This is a genomic window from Pseudoalteromonas citrea, assembly GCF_000238375.3.
GTDB classification, from domain to species: Bacteria; Pseudomonadota; Gammaproteobacteria; order Enterobacterales; family Alteromonadaceae; genus Pseudoalteromonas; species Pseudoalteromonas citrea.
The window spans coordinates 139,237-155,686 of the sequence record NZ_AHBZ03000017.1; the positions used below are offsets into that span (position 1 = coordinate 139,237).

Annotated in this window: 13 protein-coding genes; 4 read left to right on the top strand and 9 right to left on the bottom strand. The window is 40.5% G+C overall.

Going from position 1 to position 16,450, the window contains the following annotated elements; all coding sequences use genetic code 11:
* Positions 1 to 2: 2 nt before the first annotated feature.
* From lolA to lrp, 3 genes are all read right to left on the bottom strand, one after another.
* Positions 3 to 653: an outer membrane lipoprotein periplasmic chaperone LolA gene (gene lolA / locus PCIT_RS11645; RefSeq protein ID WP_010363291.1), complete on the bottom strand. Its 651-nt coding sequence runs from the start codon at positions 651 to 653 to the stop codon at positions 3 to 5.
* The gene (locus tag PCIT_RS11650; RefSeq protein WP_010363290.1) at positions 653 to 3,340 is read right to left on the bottom strand and encodes a DNA translocase FtsK; all 2,688 of its coding nucleotides are present in this window, start codon (positions 3,338 to 3,340) and stop codon (positions 653 to 655) included. The genes lolA and PCIT_RS11650 overlap by 1 nt, the downstream gene beginning before the upstream one ends.
* A gap of 66 nt (positions 3,341 to 3,406) precedes the next feature.
* Positions 3,407 to 3,886 (bottom strand): leucine-responsive transcriptional regulator Lrp, encoded by a 480-nt coding sequence (lrp, locus tag PCIT_RS11655; protein ID WP_010363289.1) that lies wholly within the window; start codon positions 3,884 to 3,886, stop codon positions 3,407 to 3,409.
* 139 nt (positions 3,887 to 4,025) lie between these two features.
* Here lrp and ald point away from each other — a divergent pair, with 139 nt between their 5' ends.
* The 3 genes from ald to PCIT_RS11670 all read left to right on the top strand — a co-directional run bounded on the left by ald (position 4,026) and on the right by PCIT_RS11670 (position 9,776).
* On the top strand, positions 4,026 to 5,147 hold the full coding sequence (ald, locus tag PCIT_RS11660) for an alanine dehydrogenase (RefSeq protein WP_010363288.1): 1,122 nt from the start codon (positions 4,026 to 4,028) through the stop codon (positions 5,145 to 5,147).
* A gap of 337 nt (positions 5,148 to 5,484) precedes the next feature.
* A complete protein-coding gene (locus PCIT_RS11665) occupies positions 5,485 to 7,356 on the top strand; it encodes a methyl-accepting chemotaxis protein (protein ID WP_010363287.1) in 1,872 nt (623 codons plus the stop codon).
* A gap of 212 nt (positions 7,357 to 7,568) precedes the next feature.
* Positions 7,569 to 9,776, top strand: coding sequence for a TonB-dependent siderophore receptor (locus PCIT_RS11670; protein ID WP_010363286.1), 2,208 nt, complete (start codon positions 7,569 to 7,571; stop codon positions 9,774 to 9,776).
* A gap of 293 nt (positions 9,777 to 10,069) precedes the next feature.
* On the opposite strand, the gene PCIT_RS11675 is transcribed toward PCIT_RS11670, so the two are convergent.
* Positions 10,070 to 11,029, bottom strand: coding sequence for an acyl-CoA thioester hydrolase/BAAT C-terminal domain-containing protein (locus PCIT_RS11675; RefSeq protein WP_010363285.1), 960 nt, complete (start codon positions 11,027 to 11,029; stop codon positions 10,070 to 10,072).
* Positions 11,030 to 11,427: 398 nt separating this feature from the next.
* Positions 11,428 to 12,342 carry a permease gene (locus PCIT_RS11680; protein ID WP_010363284.1) on the bottom strand — a complete coding sequence of 305 codons (915 nt, stop codon included), beginning with the start codon at positions 12,340 to 12,342 and terminating at the stop codon, positions 11,428 to 11,430.
* 109 nt (positions 12,343 to 12,451) lie between these two features.
* Here PCIT_RS11680 and PCIT_RS11685 point away from each other — a divergent pair, with 109 nt between their 5' ends.
* Entirely contained in the window at positions 12,452 to 12,745 is a 294-nt protein-coding gene (locus tag PCIT_RS11685) for an ArsR/SmtB family transcription factor (RefSeq protein ID WP_010363283.1), read from the top strand.
* A gap of 66 nt (positions 12,746 to 12,811) precedes the next feature.
* Here the strand turns inward: PCIT_RS11685 and PCIT_RS11690 are convergent, their stop codons facing one another.
* The 4 genes from PCIT_RS11690 to PCIT_RS11705 all read right to left on the bottom strand — a co-directional run bounded on the left by PCIT_RS11690 (position 12,812) and on the right by PCIT_RS11705 (position 16,418).
* Positions 12,812 to 14,020: an IS256 family transposase gene (locus PCIT_RS11690; RefSeq protein ID WP_192992771.1), complete on the bottom strand. Its 1,209-nt coding sequence runs from the start codon at positions 14,018 to 14,020 to the stop codon at positions 12,812 to 12,814.
* A 131-nt stretch (positions 14,021 to 14,151) separates the two neighbouring features.
* Positions 14,152 to 14,331 carry a hypothetical protein gene (locus PCIT_RS11695; protein ID WP_157592872.1) on the bottom strand — a complete coding sequence of 60 codons (180 nt, stop codon included), beginning with the start codon at positions 14,329 to 14,331 and terminating at the stop codon, positions 14,152 to 14,154.
* 295 nt (positions 14,332 to 14,626) lie between these two features.
* A complete protein-coding gene (locus tag PCIT_RS11700) occupies positions 14,627 to 15,799 on the bottom strand; it encodes an alpha/beta hydrolase-fold protein (protein ID WP_010367569.1) in 1,173 nt (390 codons plus the stop codon).
* Positions 15,800 to 16,046: 247 nt separating this feature from the next.
* A complete protein-coding gene (locus tag PCIT_RS11705; RefSeq protein WP_010367571.1) occupies positions 16,047 to 16,418 on the bottom strand; it encodes a VOC family protein in 372 nt (123 codons plus the stop codon).
* Positions 16,419 to 16,450 lie beyond the last annotated feature (32 nt).

Sequence of the window (16,450 nt, forward strand, 5' to 3'; positions counted from 1 at the left end):
GATCACTCACCTTGAGTTTGGTCGTCAACGACAACACCTTCAGGGATCTCAAAAGTAAACAACGAACTCGCTAAACTAGGATTTATACGACTATCTTCAAAGGTAAAGCTAGATACCTGCCCAGATAAATCAGTCACCTTGATAGCAGATAAGTTCTGTGCCTTATTAAATGCAATGTCGAGTATCTCGACTTGAGAGTCAATGCCCTCTTTTGGCGTAATTCTATAGCCATGCTCAATGTTACTAATCTGGTATTTTTCCCACTGAGCTGTATCACGAGTGGTCAGCAATATAAAAGGCGTTGTATCAATAAGGCCACTTGTTTTCATGACCGTGACTTGTTCTGAAAACGCATCAAAGTAGAATGTTTTCTCGCCATCAGACACAAATAGTGTTTCATCAGGGGATACTTGCTCCCACCGTATTTTTAACGGGTGAGATAATGCTATATTTCCTTGCCCTGATTGTAATAATTCGCCCTGCTCATCTTTGACTTGTTGGCTGAACTTCGCTTCAAAGCTATTCATCAACGCAAGCTTGGCTTTTAAGTCATCAGCAGCAGATGCCCACGCCTGTGAACTCAATGCAAACCCAAAAGCTAATACAGCCGGTTTAATCAAAATACGATTTAAAATTTTTGCTTGAAAGGACATTAATTTACTCCACCTTTTGGCACCAACACTTCTCTGGCCCCATTATGACCTGGTGAGCTTACTACACCAGATGTTTCCATTTGTTCTACTAACCGTGCCGCTCTATTATATCCGACGCGCAGTTTACGTTGTACACTCGATACAGACACTTTTCCCGTTTCAATAACAAACCCAACCGCTTCATCATATAAAGGATCAGATTCATCATCTGTATTTTCAGCCGCTTCGCCCGGTAACAAAATATCTTCCGTAGCTTCACCGCATAGTATTTCTTCAATATAATTGGGCTTGCCTCGTGCTTTCCAATCACTTACCACCGCATGTACTTCATGATCATCTACAAATGCCCCATGAACACGGATTGGTACACTTGTACCGGGTGGTAAATACAGCATGTCACCCATACCAAGTAAGTTTTCTGCCCCTTGTTGATCTAATATGGTACGCGAATCAATCTTACTCGATACCTGAAAAGCCATGCGAGTAGGTATATTTGCTTTTATTAAACCCGTAATAACATCGACTGATGGCCTTTGAGTCGCAAGAACAAGGTGAATACCTGCCGCCCTTGCTTTTTGTGCTATCCGCGCAATTAACTCTTCAACCTTTTTACCAACAATCATCATCATGTCAGCAAATTCGTCTATTACAACAACAATGCTTGGCAACTTATCTAATTCTTCGGCTTCTGTCGCCATACCATCAGTATCTTTGAAGAGTGGGTCTAAAATCGGGTGGCCCGCCTCTTTGGCATCCTTCACTTTCTGGTTATACCCTTTTAGATTTCGAACACCCAATGCCGACATCAACTTATAGCGGCGCTCCATTTCGCCAACACACCAACGCAAGGCATTTGACGCCTCTTTCATATCCGTAACTACTTCACATAGTAAATGTGGGATCCCTTCATACACCGATAACTCAAGCATTTTCGGGTCGATCATTATCATGCGAACATCTTCAGGTGGCGATTTATACAGTAAGCTTAATATCATTACATTAACGCCCACTGACTTACCCGAACCTGTCGTACCTGCAACAAGTAAATGTGGCATTTTACCAAGGTCGGCCACAACAGCTTCACCCGCAATATCTTTACCCAATACCATCGTTAGCGGCGATGCATTTTCGGTGAACTTAGGCGCCCCAATGACTTCAGATAACCTCACAATTTCTCGGTGTTTGTTAGGGAGTTCAAGCCCAACATAGGTTTTGCCTGGGATAACTTCGACCACACGAACACTGACAGCAGATAATGAACGTGCCAAATCTTTGGCCAAGCCGGTGATTTTAGCGACTTTAATGCCCGGCGCTAAATCTAATTCAAACCGAGTAACAACTGGCCCTGGATACACTCCAACAACCGCAGCCTGAATATTAAAGTCCAGTAATTTAACTTCAACTAAACGAGAAACAGCATCGAGTTCTTCCTGCGAGATAGGGTTCTCTTTTTTATCAGGTCGATCTAATAACTCTAAAGAAGGTAACGGTGCCATTGGCGGACGTTCTTCAAGTAATGCTTCAAACTGTTCTTTCGCCGTTGGCGGTGGCGTGTAGGTGCTGCTATTGGTTATTGGTGCTTTTTCTTCTGAGCTTACCTGCTGTTTTATTGGCCTAGCGGGAGATACAACCGTCGTCTCGCGTGGTTTATCGTCAGCGGTAAACGTGGGAGCCGCTGACTCATCAAGCGCATTGAGCGCTGCTGCTGTATCAAAACCTTCATCATCAATAGCTGAGAAATTTATTTCTTGTTCAAGTATGTTATCTAATTCATCAAATACAGAAGGCTCTGCCGGCACCTTTTGTGCCGATTGGACATATGTCATATCTGGTTGCTCAGTTACCGCGGCCGTTTGTTTAGCACCAAATAGTTTATCTTTTAGCTTTTGAGGTTTAGGTACAGCCGCAGGTTCTTTTGCGTCACGAGTTAAAGAGTCTGAAAGCTCTTCACTCACTTCATTTTGCTGTATAAGCTGTGGTCTTGGACTTTCAGCCAATTCCCCAACATCAATATCTAAACCCTGCAGTTCACTAGCTGTGCTTTCCATTTTATCGTCAAATACGTGTTCTTTATCAAAGCTAGAGGGAACGTTATGCTTCATCCTGTCGACCACTTTACGTGATAACCAACGAAAAAACGCAACAACCCTTTCACCGATATAATCAACGAACTCAACCCAAGACACGCCAGTTAATAATGTTAAACCTGCAAAAAAGAAACATAGTAATAGTATCGATGTGCCGGTAAAGTTAAATGCAGGCAGCATGGCATCCGCGATTACGTCTCCTACAAACCCTCCAGAAGGAAACTGAAAAATATCATCAAAATTAATACTGCTTATTGCACTAGCAGAGGCTATGAACAGCGTCATGCCAATCACACGTAGGCCCAAAGTGGTATAATCTAATTGCAATATCTTGTGTGGCTTTTTAAAAAGCAAATACCCAAAGGTTTGTATTACCGCAGGTACTAAAAATGCAAGCCAGCCCAAACTCAAAAGCAATATATCGGCAACCCATGCTCCAGCGGTCCCTGTGATATTTTTAACTTTAATAAATTCACCGGTTTGAGACCAGGATGGGTCGATAGGATCATAACTGACCAACGCACATAAAATGAAAATGGCAGCAGCTGTGCTTATAATTAAACCAGTTTCAAGGAGGCGTTGTATACCATTTAAACGCATAAGAGCGTATTCCTCTATTTTGTTCTTTTACTCTGTATTCTATGCCACACCTTAGCAAGAATTTCTTTATGGTGCACAAGGTTTTACAATTTCACCTTCCTCACCTTTTACTTCTTCCATAACAACATATGTGCGACTTTCACTCACATTAGGTAATTTTAACAAAATATCACCCAACACCCCACGATACTCCGACATATCTGTTACCCGGGTTTTTAACAAAAAATCGAAGTTTCCTGACACCAGGTGACACTCAATTATTTCGTCATGTTGCCTAACTGCTTGATTAAATTTGTCAAAAACATCTGGAGAGTTTTTACTAATGGTTATTTCGACATATACTAACAAGCCCTGCCCTACTTTAGCAGGATCCACTACCGCTTTATATCCTCTAATGTAGCCTTCTCTTTCCAGTTTTTTAACGCGCTCCAAGCACGGCGTTGCGCTTAAACCAATGCGTCTAGCTAATTCTACATTAGATACTCGGCCGTCTTTTTGTAATTCAACTAAAATACTTCTATCTATTCGGTCTAATTGTTGATGCATTTGACTAGTTACTTATTCTGTTGATTTAATTAATACAGAGTATAACACTACCGTTTACAGTTAAAAAGGTGAGACACACTGCTACAGACTAAATATAATAGTCGAAAATTTTATCCCGTTCTATTAAAGGCGATTTATTATGATTATTGGTGTACCTAAAGAAATAAAAAACCACGAGTACCGCGTAGGTATGGTTCCAGCAAGTGTTCGTGAACTAATTAACCACGGCCACCAAGTATTTGTTGAAACGAATGCAGGTACTGGCATCGGTTTCACTAATGAAGACTATATTCAAGCAGGTGCTGAAATTTTAGACACTGCAGCGGATGTGTTTGCTAAAGCAGACATGATTGTAAAAGTAAAAGAACCACAAGCTGTTGAGCGTGCTATGTTGCGCGAAGGTCAAATCCTATTCACTTACCTTCACTTAGCACCAGATCTTCCACAAACAGAAGACCTTGTTAAGAGCAAATCAATCTGTATCGCTTACGAAACAGTAACAGACCCTCGTGGCGGATTACCGCTTCTTGCACCTATGAGTGAAGTTGCTGGCCGTATGTCTATTCAAGCTGGTGCACAGGCACTTGAAAAGTCAAATGCTGGTCGCGGTATGTTACTTGGTGGCGTACCAGGTGTTGAGCCTGCGAAAGTAGTTGTTATCGGCGGTGGTATGGTTGGTAACAATGCAGCACAAATGGCTGTAGGCATGGGTGCAGACGTTGTTATCCTTGACCGTAACACAGATGTATTACGTCGTGTTGATGCTCAATTCGGTAACCGCGTTAAAGCTATCTACTCTACTGCAGATGCACTAGAGAAACACGTATTAGAAGCTGACCTTGTAATTGGTGGCGTACTGATCCCTGGTGCTGCTGCACCTAAGCTGGTAACTGCAGATCACATCAAACGTATGAAGCCAGGCGCTGCGATTGTTGACGTTGCGATTGACCAAGGTGGTTGTATCGAAACTTCAAAAGCAACTACACACGCTGATCCAACATACATTGTTGATGACGTTGTGCATTACTGTGTTGCGAACATGCCAGGTGCTGTGCCACGTACATCAACGTTTGCACTTAACAATGCAACTTTACCGTACATCATTAAACTTGCGAACAAAGGTTATAAAGCGGCACTTCTTGAAGATGAGCATTTCATGAATGGCTTAAATGTTCTTAATGGTAAGATTACATGTAAAGAAGTCGCTGAAGGCTTTGACATGGAATTTGTTGACCCACGTGCAGCACTAGAAAGCGCGTAATCAACTTACCCAAGTAAAAAAGCCTGCTGACCTAGCAGGCTTTTTTGTATTAAAATGTCTCGTATCCTGAACTGCGTTATAAAATCAATCAAACGCCTCTTTGCTATCACCTGTTAAATCACGCTCCTAATAATAATCGGCTTTATCTTACTTGCCATTGAAATCGATAAAAATAGCCGCCCTACGCTCTTACTCTGAATATTACCAAAAGTATTGCGTATAAATTAACGACGACAATGATTAAATAACGAAATCTGTTACAGTAGTCGCAACTAATTTGTTGCAAGTTTTTGATCATGTTTTACATTTAAATGATGTAAAGTGTTGGAGATGTCACGTGAAGTTCAAACACAAAATTGTCTTAGTATCATCAGCCGTTCTTTTTTTAGCGTTGAGTGTTCTCTCAATAAAGCAATACTTCTCAATCAAACATAACCTTGAGACGCAAGTCGATCAAAGTGTGTCTGAAATTATCCAGGGTATGAGTAATACTGTCACTGCACAAATGGATGGCAGTACTAATTTAGCAGCTTTAACTACTGGATTAGTGGCCGATATTGATTCTTTGCCCAATGCCGCTCCTTTACTTTCTCAACCAAAACTGACCGAGCAGTTTATTCTCATCGGATATGGAGAAGAGCAAACAGGAAAATATGTCGCGAGTAATCCATCTTGGGATCCAGGACCAACATGGGATCCTCGTAAGCGCCCTTGGTACACAGATGCCAAAAATGCAGGAGAGATCATAGTCACCGCTCCTTATGCAGATTCAGTGAGTAAAGAAATAGTGGTGTCAATTGGAACACCCGTTAAAAAAGCGGGCGAATTTCACGGTGCCATATTTTTTGATGTGAGTTTGGCCAAACTCGGTAATATGATTAATTCTTTTCATTTATTTGATGCTGGTTTTGCTTTTATGGTGAGTGAAGACGGTATAATAATTTCTCACCCAGATACAAAGTTAAACGGCCAAAACGCGTCTCAATTTTTAGGCTCTTTGCCATTTAATACCCAGAGTAGTCAATCATTTACAATAAATGGCAAAGAACACATTATTGTGTTTAAAGAAGTGGATGGATATGACTGGTTAGTTGGTGTGGCATTGGAAAAGCAAAAAGTATTTTCAGCAATCAAAGCTCTCACCCAAGACTCAATCGTTTTCACTGTATTATTTGTCGTCATAAGTATTGTGGTGCTATCGATTGTTATTAACCTCCTTATGAAACCGTTAGCAGATATTAACGACGCAATGGCAAATATCGCACAGGGCAACGCAGATTTAACAGTACGACTCAATACAGCCAGTGAACCAGAGTTTTCATCTTTAGCGCAAAACTTTAATCTTTTTACCGCTCGATTACAGCAACTTATTGCCGATATCCAAGTATTAGGACATGAAATCCTTGCAGACGCCAAACAGACCTCCTCAGGGGCAAATCATGCAAGCAATGCAATATCACGACAGCTTGAATCTCTCAATGCCTTAGCTACTGCCACTGAAAACATGTCAGAAACCGAGCAACGCGTAGCGAATACCGCCCAAGAAGCAGCACAAGCAATACAAGGTACTGATAGCGCGGCATTAGATGGGCAAAAAATTGTTACAGAAACAACCGATACAATTGCGCATTTATCTGAGCAAATCACCACGGCAGTTACTGTGGTTAATGAGTTGGAAGTATCATCAAGTGGGATTGAACAAATTTTATCTGTGATCAACGGTATTGCTGAACAAACAAACCTGCTAGCGTTAAATGCAGCAATAGAGGCTGCCCGAGCTGGTGAGTCTGGCCGAGGCTTTGCAGTTGTAGCCGATGAAGTTAGAACACTCGCCCAGCGTACGCAAGAAGCAACCACCGAAATTAAAACCATGATTGACCAGTTACAATCTGGTGCCGTCAACGCAGTACAAGTGATGAAACAAAGTCAATCCGTAGTAGAAAAAACAGTGGGTAAAGCTGACGAGGCTAAATCATCTCTTGACACAATACGCAGTGCCATCGCACATATTGTCGAGTTAAACTTGCAAATTGCTAATATGTTGAACGACCAAAAGCAAGTCGTCGATGACGTTAATCACAATGCATTAGAAATAAGAAATATCTCTGATATGGTTTTTAATGAAGCAAACACGGTTGATGAAACGATGCAAAGTCAAGTTGATAAAATTGCACATCAAGAAAATATGCTAGAACAATTTAAAGTATAATCACCCTTACTGTCGCTGGCATATCAATATATTGATATGCCAGTTTATTCCTATTGTTATTACACTCCCAAAACCCTTCACCAGTAAATAAATATTACGTAAACAACACTACACTAATAAGTTTTATTCAACAATGTAATTGCGAATACATCTCATTATCCGTATAATCCGCACCAATTCTCTACTCTCTCAATAAAATTCTGGGTTCAAAGATGAAAAAACTTAAACTAAAATATCCCAAGGTCCTAGCAGCTTCGCTTATCGCACTGTCAGGAAATACGTTTGCCGATGATATAAAGCAAGATGACATTGAAAAGATTACCGTCAGCCCTACCGGACTTATTTCTTATGTAAGCGCTTCAGCCAGTAAATCAGATACACCAATTATCGAAAGCCCAGTATCGGTTTCTGTACTTACATCAGAGCGAATTCAAGACCTGGGTGCTGAAAACCTCCAAGAAGCAATCGGTTATGTCGCGGGGGTTTTTAACGGCCCTTATGGTGTTGATACGCGCGGTGATTGGGCCAATATTCGAGGCGTAGCGCCCGTGCAATACTTAGACGGCCTGCAGTTGATGTTTGGTTATTACAATAACGCACGTCCGAATACCTATAACATGGAGCGGATTGAAATTTTGAAAGGCCCTTCTTCCATGCTCTACGGGCAAGGGTCCACAGGCGGGATCATTAACATGGTCACTAAGCGCCCTCATTCGCAAACAGAGGGAGAAATCATCGCACAGGTAGGTAACTTTGGTCGTAAACAAATAGCCGGTGATTTCAACACAACATTGACCGAAGACGGATCGGTTGAAGCACGCTTGGTGGGACTATACCGAGAAAGTGGTACTCAAACTGACTTTGTTGATAATGACGCTACGTTCTTCGCGCCGAGTTTAGCATGGCATATCAATGACAGTACGAGCATAACAGTACTGGCTAATATTCAAAAAAACAAATCTGGCTCTAGTACGCAATTCTTTCCCCATGAAGGCACACTCTTACCAGCAGAGCATGGGCAAATCGACAGTCGTCGTTTTGTAAGCGAGCCAGGTTGGGATAAATATGATACAGAACAAAATGCAGTTACGTTCATTTTAGATCACGCTTTAAATGAGGACTTCTCAATAAGCTGGTCATCGCGTTATTTAGAGAGCGAGGCAATTTACCGCACCATGTATGCGTGGCCACCAAAATTTCAGGATGATAAGCGCAGTATAGAACGTAACTTCAGTTTACAAGATGCATCATCTGACACAATTACATCTGACCTACAGCTTCATGGCCTCATTTATACCGGAGACCTTGAGCATAACTTAGTTGTGGGTCTTGATTATCAAAGCGCTGATACAGATACAGACCGCTTATATCTCACTCCCGCGTCAATAAAAGCAGCCATAGGTTTAGATGTAAATACTTCGCTGGACTTGTATAACCCTGAATATGGTCAAACAGGGTTCCTACCTACCACAGCCCTGATCCCAGACACGCCAGGAAAGAACGATCGTCAGTTAGGTTTCTACATTCAAGATACCATTAAATATGATAACTGGGTGTTTAATGCCGCACTGCGTCGAGACAAGGTTAAAAGTCAAAGTGATGCCGCTAATTCAGTTAAAACTACGCAATCTGCAACAACAGGTCGCCTAGGGATCCTATATAGTTTCGAAAATGGTATTGCACCTTACGCTAGCTACTCGGAGTCTTTCCTACCCATTTATGGTTCACGTCCACAAGGAGGAGATTTCAAGCCTCAAGAAGGTGAGCAAGTGGAAGTTGGTGTTAAGTTCCAACCAAAAGGAACTGAGCACCTGATCACAGCTTCATATTTTGACATCACTGATAAAAATAAAAAGCGTGTGGTCTCGCCAGAAGTCACCGTACAAGATGGCAGTGTTGATATAGAAGGATTCGAAGTAGAGGCACAATTAGAGTTTGACCAATTTGATGTATATTCTGCTTATGCCTATACCAAATCTGAACAAGGAACATCCGATAAAACACTGGCGGAACTTGTACAATTGTATGCATCGGGTGAAACAAGTTATTTAAGCCAAGCACTGACCGATACAGCACCGCTGTCAGCAACACCTAAACACATGTTAAATACATGGATTACGTATAGACCAGAGCAATCATTTGAAGGGTTTAAAGTAGGTGCTGGCTTTAGATATGTGGGTGAAACGTACGATGGCAGTCGAGACATCACATTTATGGGTCAAGCCATTAATACCCGTAAAGTCACCAATAATTATACCCTATTTGACTTTATGATTGGTTATGAATTTGACAACATAGATATTAATCTTAACGTCAAAAACTTAAGTGATAAAACAGTCGTAACAAGCTGCCTTTATCGCGGTGATTGTTTTTATGGTCAACGCCGCACTGTAACAGCAAACATTAAATACAAGTTTTAAGAGCGTATAAAATGCCAAGGGTATGGACCTCGCTTACAAAAGCACCATGCCCTTAGTACACTAAAGTGAGGCATTCGCTCAAACTGAGCCTATGTTAATAAGTGTGCTGTTCAAAGAAAACTGTCACATGCGTTGCAGAGGATTACATCATATCTAACAGTCTCATGTATGTCATTGTAACTTCTGTTTGTTCGCTTGGTCATTTTTCAGCTCAGTAATTGAATTATTTTAAAATTATTAAAGAGTCTTGTTTTGATTAAAGCAGAATACACATGTGTCATATCGACATGCCGCTACTGTAGGTTTTTATCAAAAAACTCTTTTACTAAAACCTTTGTGCGTTTGTGAGCCTCAGCATTTCCTCGCACAGTTCCCCCATTGGCAAATGTATCATCTGGTTTAGATAATCGAGCTGGTCGATGCCCAGCATTATCGAAAGCAAAATGATCGTAGCTAAAATCGATATTTGATTTATCTAAGATGGAAACCAACATATCTGCCATTTTAGTACTTGGCCATTGCTTGTCATCTTTCCCTGAGAGTAGCAGCAGGTGAGCGTTCATATGTTCTACCGGAAGCATTGCTTTATTAACAGATTCTTCATCACCTAATACATTATCGAACATGTCACGGGTTTCTATGAGCTTTTTACCCCGTAGAACACGGGATAACCAAATCGCACCATCAATTAGCCCCACACTATGAAAATCGAGTGGATTATTATTCCAAGACCATGAAGATTCATTTAGACCAGACCAACCAGGCCCAGCCCAAACAATAGAGCTAGGGGACCTTGCCACAATAGCTTTTACTGAGGGGTTATAATAGGCGGTTAATATAGCTGCTTCAGTTCCTTTAGAGTGTCCAAATAAGCCTATACAACCTTTCATTACGTGTTGATTGTTGTTCAACCAAACGATTGCTGAATTGAAATACTCTATGGGTATGTTGACCAAATCTGGTGGTAAACCTTTAGCGCCAAAATAACGAATATTGAGAACAACGAAACCTGCGGATGAAAGCCATTGAGCATCTTTGTTTTCAAACCCCCCGCCAGAACCGCCAATAAGTAAAATAGCGGGCGCTTTATTTGATGTGTCGGGTAGCCACAATCGACCTACGAACTCCTCACTGTTTACTTGTTCATATTGCATGCCTGTTATTAACTCAGAACCAGAAGCTTGAATGCTAAATAACACTAAGCAGACTGCATACTTCCATACCAGTTTAAAACTGTGCTTAGTTACAATCATCTGTTGAAGCACTCCATACTTTAAAATTAATAAAATATCTCGCTTAATAGCTGGCTGTTGTTAGCTAAGAAGGAACATAACACTGTTGTTTTGTGTCCTTCATTGCTGAAAAATTTGCTAGCTATGCAGTGCCATTTTTAGGGCAACCGCATGAATAGTTTTTAACCAGTTCCATACCTATAACTTGAAAACCTCAGTCAGACCTTACACCAAAAATGAGGCTATTCAATAATTATTTATTATTCACAATGTAGCGCTATACAATTACCTTCAACATCCATGAACTCCGCGGCCCACCCCAGCTTTCCAATAGATGTTTTGGGCGCTGATCTCTTTTTATGTTGCTAGTATGCTATTACATAGAAAAATGCACTCTACAAAGAGTGCATTTACCGAGGCTAAAAAATAAACTGATATAGAAATCCTGCGCTAATAGCCATTGATAAAATTACAATAAGAAATGCCCAGATCATCTTGTTTTTGAAGATTGATTTAAGCAAGATAACTTCTGTCAAGCTTGCGCCAGCACTACCTATGATTAATGCCATAACCGCACCAAGTCCCATTCCCTTAGCTGCTAATGCGGCACTTAGAGGAATAACTGCTTCAGCTCTTATGTATAATGGAATACCGATAACTGCGGCAAATGGAATAGCAAAAGGGTTATTATCACTCGCAACATTAGCTACAAACTCTGTTGGCATAAAGCCATAGATCAGTGACCCTATCGCAATACCACCAATCAAATACGGCAAAACTTTTTTAAAGTCGCTCCAAGTGCTTTTCCAGATTTTTATCCATTTGCTTTCAGGCTTTGCTTTGCCTCCACAAGTCGCCCCACCCCCGCTCTTTTCAGGCTCGAGATAAGCTTCTGGTTTGACGTACTTTTCAAATCCTAATTTTTCAAGCATTATTCCAGCAACAATTGATACACCCATCGCTATTGCAAAGTAAAATAGCGTAACCTTTATCCCAAAAGTAACAGCAAATAAGCCAATAATAATTGGGTTAAGTAGAGGACTTGCAAACAAGAAAACCATCATTGTTCCAAACCCCGCTTTGGCACGAAGAAGTCCTTTCAAGAAAGGGATTGTAGAGCAAGAGCAAAATGGCGTTATTGCGCCAAGTAAACTTGCAACAAAGTATCCTTTTCCGTTTTTACTGCTCAATATGCTCTGTATTTTTGTTGGAGGAATGTACTCCTGTAGAACACCAACGATATAACTAATCGCCAAAAAAAGTAACGTTAGCTCAACGGCTAAAAAGCCAAACATATTTAAGGTATCAAAAACCATTTCTTCAGTTATATTCATATTTTAAAATCCACATTTCCAGAAGTATGGAAATGATAATTCTGAATACTGGACATGTCAATATATTTCTAGTAATATCGAAATATGTTTTTTTGGGAGATAGTTAATGATGAAAACTGAAGAGATAGCCAAAGCTTTTAAAGAGTTGGGTCATGCGACTAGATTGCTGGTCTTTAAGAGACTTGTAAAAGCAGGTGAAAAAGGCGTTAGCGTAGGCACACTAAAAGATGAGTTGGATATTCCAAATTCAACATTATCACACCACATTTCCAGCCTTGTTTCAGCAGGGTTAATAAAGCAAAAGAGAGAAGGAAGAGTTTTATATTGTTCGGTTGAATATGACAAGCTACTCTCAGTGATCTCATTCTTACAAGATGAGTGTTGCATTGAAGATACTAAATGATTAAAGAAACTCGAATGAGGTGGGGATTATATGACCCTGTAAATAATTCTGTGTAACTGCTCTTAGTTACAAGTATTCAGTTAGTCGGTCTTCAAACATAATCATAAAACGGTTTAGAGCTTGCTTCCAGTTATGAATAGGCATTGTCCACCTCTTGGAAGCATCCATTATCGCTAAGTACACCACCTTGCTAGCGGATTCATCTGTCGGGAACAGTTTACGTTTCTTGGTCGCTTTTCTGATCACACTGTTCAGAGATTCAATAGCATTTGTCGTGTAGATAGCTTTACGAATATCTTGAGGGTAGCTAAATAGAGTATTGAGATTATCCCAATGAGCCGTCCAGGAGCGGCTGATTTGAGGGTACTTTTCATCCCATTTATCACCAAAGTGCTCTAACGCCAACAGGGCTTCATCTTCCGTTGTTGCTTGATAGATTTCTTTTAAGTCAGCGGTAATTGCCTTGTAGTCTTTCCATGGGACGTATTTCATTGAGTTTCGCACCATGTGTACGATACAGAGCTGAATTTGAGTTTTTGGATAAACAGCGTTGATGGCATCAGGAAAGCCCTTCAGGCCATCTACACACGCGATGAGGATATCATTCACGCCTCGATTTTGAAGTTCGGTGAGCACGCTAAGCCAGAACTTCGCTCCTTCGGTTTCGGACATCCACATCCCAAGAAGTTCTTTCTGACCTTCCATATTTACGCCAAGTGCGAGATAAATGGCTTTGTTGATAACCTGTTTATTCTGGCGTACTTTCACGACGATGCAATCGAGATAAACGATGGGATAGACCGTATCAAGCGGGCGAGATTGCCACTCAACCACTTGTTCTAAAACAGCATCTGTAACTTTAGATATTAGACTGGCGGAGATATCCGCATCGTACATTTCTTTGAATGTTGCGACGATTTCACGGGTGGTCATTCCTTTGGCATATAGGCTTAAGATCTTGTCGTCCATCGATTGAAATCGGGTTTGATGTTTACGAACAAGCTTGGGTTCAAAGGACGCGTCACGGTCACGAGGGACTTCTAACTGGATCTCACCATCGTCTGTAATTAGGCGTTTAGATGAGTAGCCATTTCGACTGTTACTATCGTTAGTTGGTGAGTTTTTTTCGTAACCGAGGTGCTCATTAAGTTCAGCATTTAAGGCTGTCTCAACCGTCACCTTGGTTAACATTTTCCTAAAGTCATCAAGATCAGAAGGAGTCTTAATCGACTTAGCTGCTTCGCGAGCGAAGGCTTCTAGAGCTTTCTTATCCATATTGCTTATCCTCAGCCATTACTGGCTTAATTATAAGCAGATACACAATTTAAATTACAGGCTCGATTATATGGTCAATTGGCATCACAGTGCTAAGTTGATCCAACTACCATCACCTTGCGTTTTATCTATTAGCTTAACCATGCAATGTAGTTATCAAGATAGTCAGTTCCAACGCCATTAAATTGTTTAAGCCACTGTTGCCAGCACATCATCCAATTTTTGAGCGTTTGAATGTGGGAGATGCCATCTATAACCCGCTTATTATCAATCTCAAAAGACAGGTTCTTAATGATTGTTTGATACGACAAATTGCGGTCTGTACACAAGACACTCTCAGATGTTAAATGGGTACAGATTACCTCTGTAAAACGCAATGAGTGACAGCACCGTTGCGATCTAATGCAAGAAGAACGGGTACTTTAGGTATATCATTACTATTAACGCCATGCTTACGTGGTCGCGTTTCCAACTGGCGCTTACTTTTAAATGATTCATTGATAAAGGTCTCATTTACTCTGCAAAATTGCTTGTTGGATTGTACTTCCATCAACTCGAGGTAGCCACATTGAAAGCCCATCACCTTCAATGTGCTACTCAAAAAATTTAAAAGGTCGCTTTATTCTTTTTCTCACTAGCTAATTCTGCATCTATATTTTTATAATATTTGTAAGCCTCATCACCAGGTTTTAAAAGAGTCAAAGCTGACTTTATCAATAAGTGGGCTTCTTCTCGTTTATTCATTGACCGATATACATCGGCTAAACCGCCATAAGCATACGTGTGGTTAGGGTATGTTTTAAGGTTATACTTAAAAAGCGCGACAGCCGTCTCTAACTCTCTTCTTTGAAAAAACTCGTATGCAATGCGGTTAACAACCATCTCGGGAGGAGCGATAATTTTACCTCTTTGATGAGAAACTTTAGCGTAATACTCAATGATAGATTGTACCCCATTGATTACTTTGGTCGTTGGCATTTCAATTGGAAAAAACAAATTATGATAGGCATTAAACTGCCCCGCTGACGAAGTTAAGCCATGAGGTACATCTGGAAAAGCTTGACTCACAAAACGCATGCCCTCAGGTTGATTACTCTTCATAAATGACAGTAAATCTTCGTAAACTTCTCTCATTTCACCCGATTCATTACCCATATTCATATACAAATAGGACTTGTAGGCTTTATTGTTTGTCAAAAACGTTTTAACCCTCTTCGCTGTTGTGCGGTCTGCCCACCAAACAGCAGGGCTGTATGCAAAATGTGCATCAAATAAATACGGTTTTGACTGCATGGCATGTAAAACAAACAAACCGCCAATAGAGCCACCTGAGATCATTTTAAAATCGTGAGTTCGATAATTGTCATCGATGTACGAAATAAGTTCTTTTTCAATAAAGCTTAAAAACCCATCAGCTCCACCGCCTTGGCCTACAGGCCCCCTTGGATCTTGATTGACTGTTGGTGTTAAGTCCCAGGTCCTATTTTTACTTTCTATGGCAACAACAATGGCTTCTGGTGCGCCTTGAGTTTTTTGCATCCTATCAAGTACACCCTTTACTAAAGGCAGGTTCAAATCTCCATCTAGTAGGTAATGTACCGAATACTTTCTATTGCTGCCATCCTCATAACTTTTTGGCAGATGAACTACGAATGATCTATCTTGCTTTAAAACATTAGACTTCAGAGTATGGTGAATTTCTGACTGAGGGTTTGCAAATGCCAATGACGTAACGAGTAGTAAAGAAAATACAGATAAAGTAGATTTAATTGATATCAAAACAGTTCCTTTTTATTATTATAAATTTATGGTGATGGATGGCAATATAAATAGCAAAAGAGAAGTATTTTAACCTTGTCATTGGCCAACGCTCCTCATATATAAAACCTTGAGCTTTTAAGGCCTTAACGATAAAATAAAAATTAACCATTTAATATTTAAGTTAAGTCAAACTTAAATATTACTAGACTTATATTAAAGCAGCAATGCAACAAGCACCTTTCCATATTCCACTGAACAAGTGTCACTAGTTTACCCGCCATGGTGGGTTTAAACGGTTTTCTCCAGCCCAATATAACTTTATTTTATTCCCAGATGGATCATATAGCACGGCTTCACGCCACAGGTAACTTTGATCAACTGGCTGCTGTTCAAATGTGATGCCCTTGTTCACCAGTTCCTGATACCACTCATCTAACCTATCTGACTCAAAATAAATAACAACGCCGGTATTATGAACTGATGTCTCTAATGATAAAGAAAATGTTGCACCACCATTAGGGCATTCAAATCTCGCATAATGTGCTGTATCAACAATTTGATTAAAGCCGAGGAGACGATAAAAATCCGTTGCCTCATTCATATTCTTAACAGGCAAAGTTACTTGGTTCAAATTCATTTAATACTTTCCTTAACTCACTTATTAAAACT